11 protein-coding genes are annotated in these 15,096 nt (G+C 72.4%); 2 read left to right on the forward strand and 9 right to left on the reverse strand.

All coding sequences use genetic code 11. From position 1 onward, the window contains the following. Positions 1-158 precede the first annotated feature (158 nt). The 9 genes from ACWDLG_RS26815 to ACWDLG_RS26855 all read right to left on the reverse strand — a co-directional run bounded on the left by ACWDLG_RS26815 (position 159) and on the right by ACWDLG_RS26855 (position 13,724). Positions 159-3,761, reverse strand: a complete 3,603-nt coding sequence (locus tag ACWDLG_RS26815; RefSeq protein ID WP_449924781.1) for an AAA family ATPase — start codon at positions 3,759-3,761, stop codon at positions 159-161. A gap of 173 nt (positions 3,762-3,934) precedes the next feature. Beyond that, positions 3,935-5,866: an endo-1,3-alpha-glucanase family glycosylhydrolase gene (locus tag ACWDLG_RS26820; RefSeq protein WP_449924784.1), complete on the reverse strand. Its 1,932-nt coding sequence runs from the start codon at positions 5,864-5,866 to the stop codon at positions 3,935-3,937. 113 nt (positions 5,867-5,979) lie between these two features. After that, positions 5,980-7,425, reverse strand: coding sequence for an amidohydrolase family protein (locus ACWDLG_RS26825; protein ID WP_449924786.1), 1,446 nt, complete (start codon positions 7,423-7,425; stop codon positions 5,980-5,982). Next, positions 7,422-8,210: an ABC transporter ATP-binding protein gene (locus ACWDLG_RS26830; RefSeq protein ID WP_354904799.1), complete on the reverse strand. Its 789-nt coding sequence runs from the start codon at positions 8,208-8,210 to the stop codon at positions 7,422-7,424. The genes ACWDLG_RS26825 and ACWDLG_RS26830 overlap by 4 nt, the downstream gene beginning before the upstream one ends. A 64-nt stretch (positions 8,211-8,274) precedes the next feature. Then, positions 8,275-9,234: an ABC transporter ATP-binding protein gene (locus ACWDLG_RS26835; protein ID WP_449924789.1), complete on the reverse strand. Its 960-nt coding sequence runs from the start codon at positions 9,232-9,234 to the stop codon at positions 8,275-8,277. Next, positions 9,231-10,028 carry an ABC transporter permease gene (locus ACWDLG_RS26840; RefSeq protein ID WP_449924792.1) on the reverse strand — a complete coding sequence of 266 codons (798 nt, stop codon included), beginning with the start codon at positions 10,026-10,028 and terminating at the stop codon, positions 9,231-9,233. Before ACWDLG_RS26840 ends, ACWDLG_RS26835 begins: the two co-directional genes overlap by 4 nt. Beyond that, complete coding sequence (locus ACWDLG_RS26845) at positions 10,025-10,954, reverse strand: ABC transporter permease (RefSeq protein WP_449924794.1); 930 nt, start codon at positions 10,952-10,954, stop codon at positions 10,025-10,027. Before ACWDLG_RS26845 ends, ACWDLG_RS26840 begins: the two co-directional genes overlap by 4 nt. Then, entirely contained in the window at positions 10,951-12,567 is a 1,617-nt protein-coding gene (locus ACWDLG_RS26850) for an ABC transporter substrate-binding protein (protein ID WP_449924797.1), read from the reverse strand. Before ACWDLG_RS26850 ends, ACWDLG_RS26845 begins: the two co-directional genes overlap by 4 nt. Beyond that, positions 12,564-13,724: an amidohydrolase gene (locus ACWDLG_RS26855; protein WP_449924800.1), complete on the reverse strand. Its 1,161-nt coding sequence runs from the start codon at positions 13,722-13,724 to the stop codon at positions 12,564-12,566. The genes ACWDLG_RS26850 and ACWDLG_RS26855 overlap by 4 nt, the downstream gene beginning before the upstream one ends. 76 nt (positions 13,725-13,800) lie before the next feature. Between ACWDLG_RS26855 and ACWDLG_RS26860 the strand changes: the two genes are divergently transcribed. Together ACWDLG_RS26860 and ACWDLG_RS26865 are read left to right on the forward strand one after the other, a co-directional pair. Further along, entirely contained in the window at positions 13,801-14,469 is a 669-nt protein-coding gene (locus ACWDLG_RS26860) for a FadR/GntR family transcriptional regulator (RefSeq protein ID WP_449924803.1), read from the forward strand. Between the two features lie 88 nt (positions 14,470-14,557). Next, complete coding sequence (locus ACWDLG_RS26865) at positions 14,558-15,085, forward strand: hypothetical protein (protein WP_449924805.1); 528 nt, start codon at positions 14,558-14,560, stop codon at positions 15,083-15,085. Positions 15,086-15,096 lie beyond the last annotated feature (11 nt).

The raw sequence follows: 15,096 nt of genomic DNA on the forward strand, positions 1-15,096 counted from the left end.
TCTCGCGCTTTAGTGGACGCGTTAAGTGACCGAAACGCTGCAGCCCGAGGCCGATCCTGGTCGTCGAAGACGGTCGGGGCGGAGCGACGGCCTGGCCCGAGGACAGGCAGGGCGGAGAGGCGGGACGGAGAGGTGGGCCAGACTGAGGGTGCGTGCCGTCACAGGTACTGGCCGGTGCCCGCGTCGTCGGTCGCGGGCGTCGGGCCGGAGGGGATGTCCCCGGGGAGCAGGATCCTGATGTCCTCGGCCGTCGGGTCCTGCCCCGCCATGACGCGTTCGGCCTGCAGCGCCATCGCCCGCTCCAGCAGGTTGCGGACGACCCGGCCGTTGCCGAACGACTCGCCGCGCGGGACGGCGCGCAGCGCGTGGCGGACCTGCTCGCGCACCCCGGCCTCCAGGACGAGACCGGCGCCGGCCGCCATGCTCTCGAAGATCGCGACCAGCTCGTCCTCGCTGTAGTCGGGAAAGCGGACCGTGGTCGGAAAGCGGGAAGCCAGCCCGGGATTGGCGGCCAGGAACTCCGCCATCCTGCCGTCGTAGCCGGCGGCGATGACGACCAGGTCGTCCCTGTGCTCCTCCATCAGGCGCAGCAGTTCGGCGATCGCCTCCGGGCCGTAGGAGTTGTGCGAGCCGCCGGGCGTCAGCGCGTACGCCTCGTCGATGAACAGCACGCCGCCGATCGCGCTCTCGACCGCGGCCCTGACCTTCGGCGCGGTCTGGCCGATGTACTCGGCGATCAGGTCGGCGTGGGAGACCTCGACCAGGTGGCCGGACGACAGCACGCCCAGCCGCGCGTACGCGGCGGCGACCAGCCTGGCGACCGTCGTCTTGGCGGTGCCGGGGTTGCCGGCGAACACCAGGTGCCGGGCGGGCGAGACGATCGGCAGGCCCGCCTGCCTGCGGAGCCGGTCCGCCGCGGCCTCGGCCGTCAGCAACCGCACCTCGCGCTTGACCGGCTCCAGACCGACCAGCGCGTCGATGGCCGTCATCGGGTCACCCGCCGGGCCGGCCGGCGCGGCGGGGGCGCCGCTGACCCAGCCCGCCCCGGTGCCGTCCCCGCTGCCGTCCCCGGGGATGTCCGTCGTGCCCGCCGCGGTGGCGTCCACGGCGCTGGACGGCACGTCCTCGACCAGGATCTCGTGCAGCGACCCGCCCCCGCCGAGCGCGCCCCCAGCCATCACCCGCCGCGACTGCCGGGCCACCGTACGCTCCAGCAGCCGCAGCGCCAGCCGGGCGCCCGCCGCGTCGGGACGTGCCGACCTGACGATCCGCAGCACCCTGGCCGCGACCCCCTCGCCGAGCGTGAACCCGGCCGTGACCGCCCTGCTCTCGTAGAGGGACACGGCCTGCTCGGCGGTGAGGTCGGGGAAGCGGACCACCCTGGGGAAGTGCTCGGCCAGCTCGGCCGAGGACCTGAGCAGCCCGTTGACGGCCCCGTCGGGCCCGCACAGGACCACCACCAGGTCGTCGGGGTGGGCGCTGAGCGCCGCGACCAGCGCGTCGACGACGTCGCGGCTGCGCGCCCTGTCGCTGTCCGTGCCGGGGCCGGCCAGGTCGCCCGCGTTCTCGACGCACAGCACGCCGCCGAGCGCGCGGTCGACGGCCCGCCGGACGCCGGCCGCGGCGTCGCCGCCGTGCCTGCCCGCCAGTTCGGCGCGGCCGATGCTGACCAGATGGCCGGACGACAGCAGTCCGAGCTCTCCGAGCATGCGGCCGAGCAGTGCCGCCACCATCGTCTTGCCGGTGCCGGGACGTCCGGTGAACGCCAGGTGCGGCGGCCTGGCCAGGCCCGGCGTGCCGGCCTCGCGCCGCAGCCTGGCGGCCCGCGCCTCGGCCACGACCAGGGCGATCTCGGCCTTGACCGGCTCGAGCCCCAGGCAGCCGTCCAGGCTCGCGCGCGGGCCGCCGGGGGCGGCGGGCAGGTCGGCGATGGTGACGCTCGCCGAGCCGCGCTCGCGGGCGGCCCGTACCGCGTGCTCGGCCAGCCGGTCCGTGAGGCGGGCGCCACGCAGGTTCTGCGATCCCGCGCCCGCGAGCTCGGCCGCGGCCTCGGCGGCGTCGTCGCTCGCCGTCGCGCCGCGCCTGGCGACCGCCCGGTGGAACAGCTCGGCCCGCTCCTCGTGGGTGAACTCGCGGGTGCGGGCGACCCGGAACTCGTGGTGCAGCGCCGGATTGGCCCGCGCGATCCGCTCGTCCCCGCCCGGCGCGCACGTGGCGACGACGTGGACACCCGGACTCCTGCGCAGCGCCCTGCGGAGTTCCTCGAGGGCGACCGCGCCGCACCGGCCGTACTCGCCGATCCGGTCGAGGCCCTGCACCACCAGCAGGTCGCCGGCGCCGAGCTCGCGGGTGCGCGACATCACGTACAGCGCGGCCTCTCCGGCGCTCATGCCGGAGAAGACCAGGTCGGAGATGTGGACGACCTCGGCGGGCCCGTCGGCGGTCGCCAGCGAGCGCCGCAGCAGGTCGGCCGCCGTCATGCGGCCCGTGCTCTCGGGCCCGGCGAGCAGCAGCCGCGCCGGGCGCCTGTCGCCGTGCCATCCGGCGGAGACGGCGTCGCCGATCGCCTCGGCCAGCTCCGGCTGGCCGACCAGTTCCCCGGCGCGGCCGGGCTGTCCGGTACGGCCCGCGGCGAACGTGGCCACCAGCGGGTTGACCGCCCTGCGCGGCGCGCACAGCACGCGCACGTCCCGCTGGAAGGCGCCGACGGGGATGGAACTGGTCGGGTTCACCGCCGGCCCCGGCAGCCCCTGGACCGAGCCGGTCACCCTGATGGCCATGTCGAGCCAGGCGCGGCAGGCCTCCGTCTCGCCCGCCAGCACCCCACGGGCCAGCCACGAGCGCACCAGCGCGTGCCAGCCGTCGGCGTCGAAGTTCTCGCGCAGCCGCGAGAACAGCGCCTGGACCTCGGTGAAGCGCGCCAGTCCGAGGGTGACGGCGAGCTCGGCCGGCACCTCGGGCACCTCCGCCTGCGCCAGGAGGCACGCCAGTGTCACCTCTTGCTCGAAGGCGAACGGGGAGCCGGGCAGCGGTCCGGAGCTCGTCGCCCCCGGCACGTTCTCGATGAGCCGGGTGTGCGCGGCCAGCAGGCCGGAGCAGGCCCAGTCGAGGTGCCCGGCGGGCCCGAGAAGCTCGGGCAGGACGGCCAGCTGGCGTGCCTCCGCGCGCGCGGCCCACCGCCTGGGCAGCTCCTCCACGGGTGCGAGCAGGTCCTCCTTGGCCAGCGCCGGGTCGGCGGCGCGCAGGTCGTGCAGCTCGATGAGCGCCCTGCGCCGCGGTTCGAGCGGCTCGATGCCGGCGAAGACGTCCAGGCAGCGGCGCGCCACCCCGAAGGCCAGCTCGCGCAGTTCGGGGTCGTCGCCTGTGCCGTCCATCAGCCAGTACGCCGGGGGCAGGAAGGGCGTGTCGGCCGACGACCACGTCCAGCCGCGGTTGGGCCGTCGCGGCTCGGCGACGAAGTCGCTCATCGTCTCGTACGCCAGGTCGCACGCCGACCCGGCGCACACGGCCACCGACCCGACGAGGTACTGCAGCAGGTACCACAGTTCGGCGCCGATGACCGTGGTGCCCTCGGCCAGGAACGCCGGCAGCTCGACCGCGAGCGCCTCGGCGGCGGGGTCGTCGTTCAGCTCGGCCGCCCGCGCCCGCACCTGCTCGTACAGGCCGTCGGGGACCCGCCAGGGACCGTAGGAGTACAGGTCGAGGACGGGCTCGTCGGACAGCAGCAGCTTGAGGCTTTCGGGCAGGTTCGGGCGATCCATGGCAGCGGATCTTACGGGGAGCGAGGGTGAAGGCCGTCGTCGGCGCCCACGGCAGGCCCGCGCCCGGAGCGAGCAGGCGCGGGCCGGTCCAAGTGACCAGGCGTCGGCCGGTCAACCGACCAGGCGTGGGCCGGGAAGGGGTGCGGGCCCCTCGCGGAGGCCCGCACCAGGGGTCACTTCCGGCCGCTGCTGACCGCGTGGTACTGCAGGTCCTGGACGGCGAAGTCCTTCTTGACCTGCCACGGCGAGGTGACGGTCACGGCGCCGACCGACGCCTTGTTCGTCCCGTACGCCAGGGGGAACGTCTTGGCCTGGACGCCGGCCTGGGCAGCGTACGTCTTGTCGGCCCCGCCGATGCTCGCCTTGACGGTGGCGGCGCGGGTGAGGAAGGACAGCACCTCGACGGTGTCGCGCGGGGCGCTGGTGCCGGCGCGCGGCGCCATGAACCTGGTCTGCGTGCCCGAGGTCGGCCTGGCCGCGGCGAACTGCGTGCGGTGGGTCAGGTAGAGGGTGTCACGGACGATTGCCGGAGCCTTGCCGGTCTTGAACCAGGTCAGGTAGTAGGAGGAGATGTCCAGGTAGGCGCCGCCGTTGTGCACCGACGGGGTGAACTGGGTGCCTTCGGAGAAGTCGTTCCAGGTGGTGAGCTGGATCCAGTCGGCCTCATCGGAGATGGACTTCTCCCAGGTGAGACGCAGGTTCTCGGTGTTGTTGGCCTCGTCGTAGATCGCCTGGTTGGGCCGCTCGTCCTGGACGGACACCGGCTGCATCCAGATCTTGTCCAGGCCGTGGGCCTTGGCGATGTTGGCGGCCAGGCCGCTCTGCCCGCTCGGACTGCGGTTGCCCCAGTTGGAGAAGCCGTAGCTGATCGGCGCGAAGGCGGCGGCGTTGGAGGGGAAGTTGAGGAACACCGGGACGAAGGCGACCGAGATGCCGTGCGAGCTCTTCATGATCTTCATGAAGTTCTGCCACCACGCGGCCGTCTGGGCCTCGGCCTTGAACGGCGAGATCACCAGGCGCTTGTCGGCCAGGCGGTAGACGGACGTGGAGCCGGCCAGCTTGGCCATGGCGGCGGCGAGGGTGGCGGCGTCGGTCTTCAGCGCGGTCATGTCGGGCATCAGAACGATCTTGAAGTCGGGGTCGACCGCCTCGGCCGCCTTGATCAGGGCCTGCAGCCGGTCCCAGTGGGCGCTGGTGAGGGAGAGGATGTCCACGGTGAAGCCGTCCAGGCCGGCCGCGGCGGCGGTCTGGACCTCCTTCTTCATGTCCTGGACCTGCCAGTCGCCGGACAGGACGCCGCGGGGCAGCGGGCGGTCCCTGAGCAGGCCGCCGTAGGCGGCGTGCTTGCCGCTCTCACCGTCGGGGTTCAGGTAGTGCTTGGTGTAGTAGTCGTCCGCGCCGGCCTTGTTGTTCAGGGAGAGCGGGTACGGCGTGAAGTAGTGGGCGAAGACCTTGCGCTCGGAGGAGCGCAGCGTCGCCAGCGAGGGCATGGTGAACGGCAGCGGGCCGGCGGGCGTGGCCGCCTCGGTGTCGTAGCTGATCGACAGCTTGGGGCCCTGGCCGGAGGTGGCACGCGAGGAGTGGAGCACGCCGTGGGCGCCGGACGGCGAGGTCAGCGCGAAGTCGTAGGTGCGGTTGCCGGCGAAGGCGGAGGACACGTCCAGCTTCGCCGTGCCGCCGGCGGTCAGGCCCTGCTGGGTGGCGATCACCTCACCGACGCTCGGGCGGTTGTCGAAGGTGAGCGTCTCGGCCGACCACTCGCCGGTGACCGGGCGCGCCTCGAGCGTGGTGTCGGTGGTCCTGACAGACTGGACGTCGAGCGTCATCTTGACGTTGACCGCGTTGTCGGGGACGTCCTTGACGTCGAAGCGGATGAAGGCGCCGCGTTCGGAGGCCTTCGCGCCGTCGCACGACGTGGTGCAGACCGACAGCCAGGTGACGGTGTTGTGAGTCTTCGCCGGGCCGGCCTCGCTGACGTAGCTGTCCTGCGTGGACGCGAACGTGACGGATTTCTGCGCGGTCGCCGCGGCGGTCGGCGCGCCGGCCGCCGCGGCGCCTCCCAGGGCGACCAATAACAGGGTGATCGCCCGTAGTCGGATACTCATCGTGCCCTCCATATAGCCATATGTCCTGACATATTGCTTTACAGCGGGCATGATCATAGACGCCTGGACGGTTGACCCGTCGGCGATTACCCGTAAATGACGATTACAACTACTCAGAGCACGCGGAACGACGGCGGGAACAGCTCCTCGACCGGGCGGCGCAGGTGGTCGCGCACCGGGTAGGCGGCCTTCATCCGCTCGAAGTACGCCTGCGCCCGCCGCCTGAACGCCTCCTCGTCCACGCCGGGGATGACCCCGTCCCGCATCACGACCCGCCCGTCGATCACGACGGTGGAGACGTCGGCGCCCGAGCAGTTCATCAGCAGCGTCCTGATCGGGTCGTCGACGGGCCCGGTCCTCGGCCCCGACAGGTCCACCACGATCAGGTCCGCCTTCGCGCCCGGCGCCAGCCTGCCCAGGTCCGTACGGCCCAGCGCCCTGGCCCCGTTCAGCGTCGCCGCCCGGTAGTAGTCGGCCGCCGATCCCGCCTCCAGCCGCCCCGTGACCAGCTTGGCCAGGTTGGTGCCGTAGTCCATGTTGCGGATCATGTCCGGCGGGAACGAGTCGGTGCCCAGCGCCACGTTCACCCCGGCCGCCCGGTAGCGGTCGAAGTCGCGCAGCGCGTCGCCGTACCTGGCCATGGTCAGCGGGCAGTGCACGATGCCCGCCGGTGACGCCAGCCGCTCGGGCGAGCCCTCGAACGGCGCGTCGGGCGTGCCGGTGTAGAGCGCGTGCGGGATGAGCAGGCGCGGGCCGAGCAGCCCGACCTCGTCCAGCACGTCGAGCGGGTGCCTGCCGTGCCAGTCCCGCAGCAGCCGCAGCTCCGTCAAGCTCTGCATGCAGTGCAGCCGCACCAGGCAGTCGAGCTCCTCGGCCGCCCGCGCGGTGGCGCGCATCAGGTCGAGGGTGAGGGTCTCGATGCGGCACGGCAGCAGCGCGCCGCGCAGCCGCCCGCCGTAGGTGCCGTCGACGTCGCGCGTGAACCTGACCGCGTCGGCCAGCCCCTTCTCGCCCAGGTCCGGCTCCCAGTGGACGTCGCGCCGGCCGCCGGCCAGGACGGGCACGCCGGAGCGGTAGCTCGGGCCGAGGTACATGCGCAGGCCGAGCCGTCCGGCGATCTCGGCGATGCCCGCGAACTCCTCGTAGGACTCCGCCCACGCGCTGTGGGTCTCGGCGGCGATCGGCATCGCGGTGGTGATGCCGTTGCGGATGAGCTGGGTGAGCGCGTACTCCCGCATGAACAGCGTGTCCTCCAGGGGGAAGACCGCCGCCCTGCGGGTGGTGGCGTAGTCGAGGGACCAGGTCAGCCCGTCGGAGGAGGCGTGCCAGGTGTCGAGGATCGCGTGGTCGATGTCGGACAGCGCGTCGAGGTCGATGAAGCCGGGCCCGACGATCGCCTCCCCCGCGTCGATCACCTCGTCGACGGGTCCCTCGTAGGCGGCTCCGACGTGGACGATCGAGTCGCCCGCGTAGACGACGCAGCCGTCGCGGTGGATGACGTGGTCGCTGCCGTCGAAGCCGACGACGTACGACGCGGTGACGAGAGTGGTGGTGCTCACGGTGTCCTGTTTCTCCGGGTCGGTTTCCAGCCGGGACGGGGGACGGCGGCCAGCAGGGCCCTGGTGTAGTCCTCCCGAGGGTCGCGCAGCAGGTCCGCGGTGGGACCGCGCTCCACGACCGCGCCCTTGTGCATCACGATGGCCGTGTCGCTGATCTGGTTGACGACGGCCAGGTCATGTGAGATGAAGACGTAGCTGATCTCGCCCCGCTCGCGGATGTCGGCCAGCAGGTTGAGGATCTGGGCCTGGATCGAGACGTCGAGCGCGGCGACCGCCTCGTCCAGCACCAGGACGCGCGGCTCGACGGCGATGGCCCTGGCGATGGCCACGCGCTGCCGCTGACCGCCCGACAGCTGCCTGGGCAGCATGGCGGCGTGCCGTTCGGCCAGGCCGACCGACTCCAGCAGCTCCAGGGTGCGCCTGCGCAGCTCGGCGGGGGTGAGCGGGAAGTGCAGCGACAGGCTGGTGGCGATGACGTCGCCGATCCGCTGCAGCTTGTCCAGCGAGGAGTAGGGGTCCTGGAAGACGATCTGGATCTCCCTGGCGCGCCTGCGCCGCTCCTTCGACGAGACCCTTCCCGGCGGGCGCGGCCGTCCGCAGACGGTGATCGTCCCGCTGGTGGGCGTCTCCAGGCCGAGCAGCATCCTGGCGACCGTGGTCTTGCCCGATCCCGACTCGCCGACGATGGCCAGCGACTGGCCCTCCTCGACGGTGAACGACACCTCCTGGACGGCGACCGCCTCGCCGTACACCTTGCGCAGCCCTTCGGCGCTGATCACCGTCATGAGTCCTCCTTCGCCGGCCTCATGACCGAGGTGCGCTGTCTCCTGGTGACCTCGGCGAGCCCGGTCATGACTCCCCCTGAAGGGTCAGCTCGGCCGCGCGGGAGCAGGCGACCGTGCCGTCGAAGGCGGGCCGGTCCGCGCCGCACGAGGACAGCGCGTGCTCGCAGCGTGGCGCGAACGCGCATCCCTGGTCGGCTTCGAAGGCGGCCACGGGCCGTCCCGGGATGACCGGCAGCCGCCGCGCGACCCGCTCCAGGCTGGGGCGGGAGCGGAGCAGGCCGCTGGTGTAGGGGTGCAGGGGCGTGGCGGTGAGCGCGTCGGCGGGCCGGGCCTCGACGATCCGGCCGGCGTACATGACCGCGAGCCGGTCGCAGGTGGCGGCGGCCAGCTCCAGGTCGTGCGTGATCAGCAGCATCGCCATGCCGCGTTCGCGCCGCAGCTCGTCCAGGATCGCCATGACCTCCGACTGGGTGGTCACGTCGAGCGCGGTCGTGGGCTCGTCGGCCAGGATCAGGTCGGGTTCCGCGGCCAGCACCGAGGCGATCATCACCCGTTGCAGCAGCCCGCCCGACAGCTCGTGCGGGTACTGCCGCAGCCGCCGCGCCCCGTCGCCGATGCCGACCTCCTCGAGCAGCTGTACGGCACGCGCGCCCGCCTCCCGGGCGGGGACGCCCAGGTTGGTCACCATGGCCTCGGTCAGGAAGTCGCCGACGCTGCGCACCGGGTTGATGTGCGCCCGCGGGTCCTGGAAGATCATCGCGACCCGCCGGGCCCGCAGCTCGCGCAGCGCCCTGCCGGAGGGCACCGGCACGCCGTCGAAGAGGATCTTCCCGGCGATCCTGGCGCCCGGCGGGGTGAGCCCGATGACGGCGCGGGCGGTCATCGACTTGCCCGAGCCCGACTCCCCGACCAGGCCGACGGCCTCGCCGCGGCCGATCGTCAGGTCGACCTCCTCCACCAGCGTCTTCCACTCGCCTCCGGCCGGAACGGCCAGTGCCAGCTTCTCGATCGACAGCAGGCTCATCGCCGCCTCCCCAGCCGGTCGCCCAGCATGTTCACGGCGGCGACGACCAGCGCGATCATCACGCCTGCCGCGATCGCCTCCAGCGGCTGGCCGCGCTGCGCGCTGTCCAGCCCGCTCTTGACCATCAACCCCCAGTCGGCGGTCGGCGGCTGGACGCCGAGCCCCAGGAAGGAGACGGCGGCCACGTCGATCACCGCGAAGCCCAGCGCCGACACCGACTGGGCCACGATGATGGGCCGCAGGTTCGGCAGCAGGTGGCGGGTGCAGATGGCGAAGGCGGAGCGGCCCTGCACCCACGCCGCCGCCACGTACGGCAGGCTCCGCTCGCGCAGCGCCGCCGACCGGACCACCCTGGCCACGTACGGCGTGTACGCCACGGCCAGCCCGGTGACCACGCCTGGGATGCCGGGACCGAGGACGGCCACCGTGACCAGAGCGAAGACGATGCCGGGCACCGCGAACAGGATGTCGAGCAGCCGGGAGATCACCGCGTCGACCCGGCCGCCCGCCCACGCCGCGGTGATCGCCAGCGCGGTGCCGGCCACGCTGGAGACGCAGATGATCAGAAGGGGGCCGATGAGCGTGGTCCGCGCGCCGTACATGAGCCTGGACAGCACGTCGCGGCCGAGCGCGTCGGCGCCCAGCGGGTGCGCGGCCGTGCTGCCGCTCAGCGCGTTCATCAGGTCGGGGAAGTCGGGGTCGTAGGGCGCCAGGAGCGGCGCCAGCAGGGTCGTCGCCGCCACGGCGGCCAGCAGGACGGCGGACGCCGTACCCAGGCCGCCCAGGCGGGTCACCGCGACAGGCGCGGATCGAGAGCTGAGTAGCACAGGTCCACCAGGAGGTTGATCAGGACGAAGGCGGTCACGAGCACGAGCACCACCGCCTGGACGATGGCGAAGTCGCGCTGCAGGATCGCCCGGACGAACAGCGAGCCGAGCCCGTCGAGGGCGAAGATGTTCTCCACGACGACCGAGCCGGCGATCAGGCCGGCGACGTTGAGCCCGGTCACGGTCACGACCGGGATCGAGGCGTTGCGCAGCACGTGCCGCCGGACGATGTGCCGCTCGGCGAAGCCGCGGGCGCGGGCCGTCTCGACGTGCTCGCGGCCCAGCTCCTCCCGGACGGAGGCGCGGGTGATGCGGGCCAGGAAGGCGGCGCTGGCCAGGCTCAGCGTGATCGCCGGCAGGGTCAGGTGGTAGAGGCGGTCGAGCAGGCCGTCGCCCGCCCCGAAGACGGGGAACCAGCCGAGGCCGAGCGCGAAGACGATCACCAGGAGCACGCCGACCACGAACGGCGGCGTGGCCAGCAGGACGGAGGTCAGCACGCCGACGGCGCTCTCCACCCGGCCGCCGCGCAGGCCCGCCAGCAGGCCCATCGCGACACCGCCGACGGAGATCAGCACGGTCGCGTAGACCACCAGCAGGATGGTGGTGGCCACGCGCGAGCCGATCAGCGCCGAGACCTCCTGCCGGTAGACCAGCGAGCTGCCGAGGTCGCCGGTCAGCGCGTCGCGCAGCCACGAGACGTAGCGCACGAGGAACGGGTCGTCGAGGTGGTACTGGGCCCGGATGGCGGCGATCTGCTCGGGGGTGCCGCTCCGGTTGCCGAGCAGGAAGGCCATCGGGCCGCCCGGCACCAGGTACAGCAGGCCGTAGACGAGGAAGGAGGCGACCAGCAGGACCACGACGAGCCCTGCCAGCCGCTTCAACGCGAATCTCACTTGGCGCCCAGCCCGGCGGCCCACGGGTAGTACAGGTAGGGGAAGGACGCGACCGCGCCCGTGACCCTGTTGTTCATGTAGAGGATCACCGGCAGGTTGTTCAGCGGCATCCACGCCACGTCGCGGGTGACCTTGTCCTGGATGCCGGTGACCAGCGCGGCGCGGGCGACCGGGTCGTACTCCGCCCTGGCCTTCTTGATGTCGGCGTCGACCGCGGGGTAGTCGTTGAAGTTCGTCCTGCCGCCCGCCAGGAAGACCGTGTAGATGTCGAGCGGGTCGGGCACGTTGCCGTACCAGGTGGAGAAGAAGGCGTCGATGCCCTCGCGCGCCTTGGGGTCGCTGTAGAGGTTGCCGTACTGCTCGACCGGGATGACCTTGATGTCGATCTTCAGGCCGAGCGCCTCACCTGTGGCCTTGATGAGGTTGGCGGTCTGCTCGTGGGTGGCGGCGCTGCCCTGGATGCCGATGGTGATCGGCTGGGTCGGCGTGCCCGCCTCGGTCAGCAGCTGCTTGGCCTTGGCCAGGTCCTGGGTCTCCGGCGGCAGGGCGTCGTAGGCCTGCTTGAAGGTGTTCTGCTCGTAGCCCCAGTACTCCGCGCCGGCCAGCGCGCGCTGCGGGGCGGCGGTCCCCTGGAAGACGACCTTGGAGATGGCGGCCCTGTCGAGGGCGAGCGAGAGCGCCTGGCGGACCTTCGGGTCGGCGTAGGGGCCGGACTTGGCGGCGCTGAGCAGCGTCCAGAACGTCAGCGACCTGCCCAGCGTCACCGACCCCGTCGTGGACTCGCGCAGCTGGGCCAGGCCGGCGGGCGGCAGGTAGAAGTACTGGCCGTCCACCTCGCCCGAGCGCAGCGCGTTGACCGCGGTGGTCTCGTCGGCGATGAAGCGGAAGACCAGTTCCTTCGACTTGGCGGCGAGCGTGCTGTCCCAGTAGGAGTCGTTGCGGGTGAGCGTGAGCGAGTCGCCCGGCTTCCAGCCCTTGAAGGCGAACGGCCCGGTGCACATGACACCGGTGGTGGGCGAGCCCAGGTCCTTCTTCGCGGCGAACTCCGCCGACACGACGGCGCCCGCCGCCGTGGCCATGGCCTGGTTGAACAGCACGTCGGGCTGCTTCAGCGTCACCGTGACCTGCATCGGCCCGGTGGCCTCGACCGACTCGACGGTGTGGAAGTAGTCGCCCCACCAGGTGCCGAGCGCCGGGTCGAGGTGCCGCTTCAGGCTGGCGGCCACGTCCTTGGCGGTCAGCTCCTTGCCGTCCCAGAACTTCACGCCCTTCCTGATCGTGTAGACCCAGGTCGTCGGCGTGGGGTTGTCGGCCTTCTCCGCCAGGCCCGGCTTGATCTCGAAGTCGGGCGTGAGCCGCAGCAGGCTCTCGCACATGTTGGCCAGCGCGGTGTTCTCCGCGTAGTTGAACGACCGGATCGGGTCGATCGTCTGCGGCTCGTAGGGCAGGTTCCACGTCACCTGGTCCAGGCCCTTGGCGGCCGCGGTGGTGGAGGTCTTCAGGTCGAGGGCGGCGGGCTTGTCCTGCGCCGGCGCCTGCTGCTGCTGCGGAGCGCCGCCGCAGGCGGCGAGGGTCAGGACGAGCCCGGCGACAGGTACGGCACGACGGATCATCGAGGGGACCTTTCGAGGAGATGTCCGTCCTGGGCGATCACGGCACCGCCGCGGACGACGAACTGGGGAACGGGCCGGTCCACGACGACCTCGGCGAGCGAGCCGGCCTGTACCAGCAGGAAGTCGGCGGGGTCGCCGACCTGGAGATCGACCCGCTCCAGACCGAGGAGCGCGGCGCCCCCGTGCGCGGCGACCGCGTAGCAGGCGGCCAGCTCCTCGTCGGTACGGGCGTCGGTGCGATAGGCGAGCAGGTGCGCCCGCGCGATCATGTCGCCGTCGCCGAAGGGCGTCCACGGGTCGCGGACGCCGTCGGAGCCCGCGGCCAGCAGCACGCCCGCCCTGGTGAGCGGGCCGACGGGCAGCACCGGGTCGGCGCCGAGCGCGCAGGTGGCCAGCGCGACGCCGGAACGCGCGAGCAACTCGTCGGCCGCCCTGCTGCCGGCCGTGTCCTCGCCGAGGCAGAAGGCGTGGCTGATGGTGACGGGATGGCCGGCCGCGCGGCGGGCGATCTCCCTGACCTGGGCCAGGCCCTGCTCGCCGCGGTCGTGCAGGTGGATGTCGATCGGCGCGCCCGTGCGCTCGGCGATGCCGAACAGCACGTCGAGGTGGCCGTGCAGGTCGCCGTCGATGCCGACGGGGTCCAGGCCGCCGATCACGTCGGCGCCCTCGGTGAGGGAGCGTTCGATCAGCTCGGCCGTGCCCGGCCTGGTGAGCAGGCCGAGCTGGGGGAAGGCGACGATCTGGACGTCGAGCAGGTCCTTGCGGGCCTGTGCGGCCTCGTACACACCGTGCACGTTGGCCAGGCCGTAGACGGGGGCCACGTCCACATGGGCGCGCCAGGCCCGGGTCCCGCGGGCGATGGCGGTGTCCATCAGCGCCCCGGCCCGCTCGGCCACCGACGCGGTCATGGCCGCGCGGGCGCGCACGTCGCCCTCGATGAGGTCCATGAGGGTCTCGGCGTGGGCACGGCTCAGCCAGGGCCGGCCCCACGTCGTCTTGTCGGGATGGATGTGCGCGTCGACGGGGCTGGGCAGCGCGAGGGCGCCCTTGCCGTCCACGATCATGGTGTTCTCTGGAGCGGTCGCGGGGTCGGCGATGCGGCCGTCGACGACCAGCAGGTCATGGGGATGGATATGGGTGAACAGCACGGAACTCATGGGAGGTGATCCCCTTACTCTGAGGAGAACTCCGCACTAGAGTTATCAGACATCAGATGTTTAGAGAAGAGGACTGATGCGGAACGTGGGCCGGATCTCGCTTGTCGACGCCGCCATCGCCGAGCTGCGACAGGAGATCGCGAGCGGGGCCTGGCCGGTCGGCAGCAAGATCCCGTCGGAGAGCCAGCTGGCCGCCTCTTTGGGGGTGAGCAGGCTGTCGGTGCGCGAGGCCGTACGGGTGCTCGTGCACGCGGGGTTGCTGACGACCAGGCAGGGCGACGGCACGTACGTGACGGCCAGCGACGAGTCGCAGGTGGCCCTGCGCCGGCGCCTGGACAGGGCGGCCGCCATGGACATCATCGACGTGCGGCGCGGCCTGGACCTGGTGGCGGCGCGGCTGGCGGCCACCAAGCGGACGGAAGAGGACCTCGAGCTGATGCGGCAGGCCCTGGCCCGCCGGGCCGAGGCCGGCCGCTCGGTGAACCTGGACGCCTTCGCCGACGCCGACGTCGACTTCCACCTGCTGGTGGCGCAGGCGGCGCACAACCCGGTGCTGGGCGACCTGTACCGAAGCATGAGCGACGCGCTGCGGGACAGCGTGCGCAGCGACCACTGCATGGAGCGGGCGGTGCTGGGCTCGGACACCTCGCACGAGCGGCTGCTGGCGGCGATCGAGGCGGAGGACGCCGCCACGGCGGTGTCGGTGGCCCTGTCCATCCTCGACCAGCAGGAGAAGGATCTGTAGGCCACTCGACGCGCTCCCCCGCGCGGGGGAGCGTTTTCCCTCTGCCGTGGGAGGCCGCCGGCTGGCTTCCCGGCGGAGAGTGGACCGCATGTCCACCCTTGTCGACCGGTACATGCCCGACCCCGAACACGCCGAGCGGCACTCGATCGTCATCCACGCCTCCCGGGAGCGGGTCTGGGCCGCCCTCCACGACCTGAAGCCGGGCGACGTCAGGGCCGCCCGGCCGCTGTTCGCCGCCCGCGACCTCCTCTCCCGCCTGCTCCATGGGCATCCGCAGCGGGACCTGCCGGTGTTCGACGTGCTCGACGAGGTGCCGGGCAGCGAGATCGTGCACGGTGTGGTCGGCCAGTGGTGGCGGCTCGGCGCGGCCGGCACCGTCCCCGTCGCCGACTTCGCCGCCTTCGACCGTCCCGGCTACGCCAAGGCGGTCGTCGGCTTCCGCCTGTCCGACCTCGGCCGGGGCCGGATCCTGCTGACGACCGAGACCCGCCTGATCACCACCAGCCCCGACGCCCGCCGGGCGATGGCCCGCTACTGGGCGGTGATCAGGCTGGGCAGCGGCTTCGTGCGCCGCGTCATGCTGGCCGCGCTCAAGCGGCGCGCGACGGGCCGATGACCGCGACACGC

The sequence above is a fragment of the Nonomuraea sp. NPDC003727 genome, assembly GCF_053586935.1.

Bases quoted from the DNA above. Each gene is read 5' to 3' on its own strand.
- ACWDLG_RS26855 (WP_449924800.1), bottom strand. From the start codon at position 13,724: ATGAGTTCCGTGCTGTTCACCCATATCCATCCCCATGACCTGCTGGTC.
- ACWDLG_RS26860 (WP_449924803.1), top strand. From the start codon at position 13,801: ATGCGGAACGTGGGCCGGATCTCGCTTGTCGACGCCGCCATCGCCGAG.
- ACWDLG_RS26820 (WP_449924784.1), bottom strand. From the start codon at position 5,866: ATGAGTATCCGACTACGGGCGATCACCCTGTTATTGGTCGCCCTGGGA.
- ACWDLG_RS26830 (WP_354904799.1), bottom strand. From the start codon at position 8,210: ATGACGGTGATCAGCGCCGAAGGGCTGCGCAAGGTGTACGGCGAGGCG.
- ACWDLG_RS26835 (WP_449924789.1), bottom strand. From the start codon at position 9,234: ATGAGCCTGCTGTCGATCGAGAAGCTGGCACTGGCCGTTCCGGCCGGA.
- ACWDLG_RS26815 (WP_449924781.1), bottom strand. From the start codon at position 3,761: ATGGATCGCCCGAACCTGCCCGAAAGCCTCAAGCTGCTGCTGTCCGAC.
- ACWDLG_RS26865 (WP_449924805.1), top strand. From the start codon at position 14,558: ATGTCCACCCTTGTCGACCGGTACATGCCCGACCCCGAACACGCCGAG.
- ACWDLG_RS26850 (WP_449924797.1), bottom strand. From the start codon at position 12,567: ATGATCCGTCGTGCCGTACCTGTCGCCGGGCTCGTCCTGACCCTCGCC.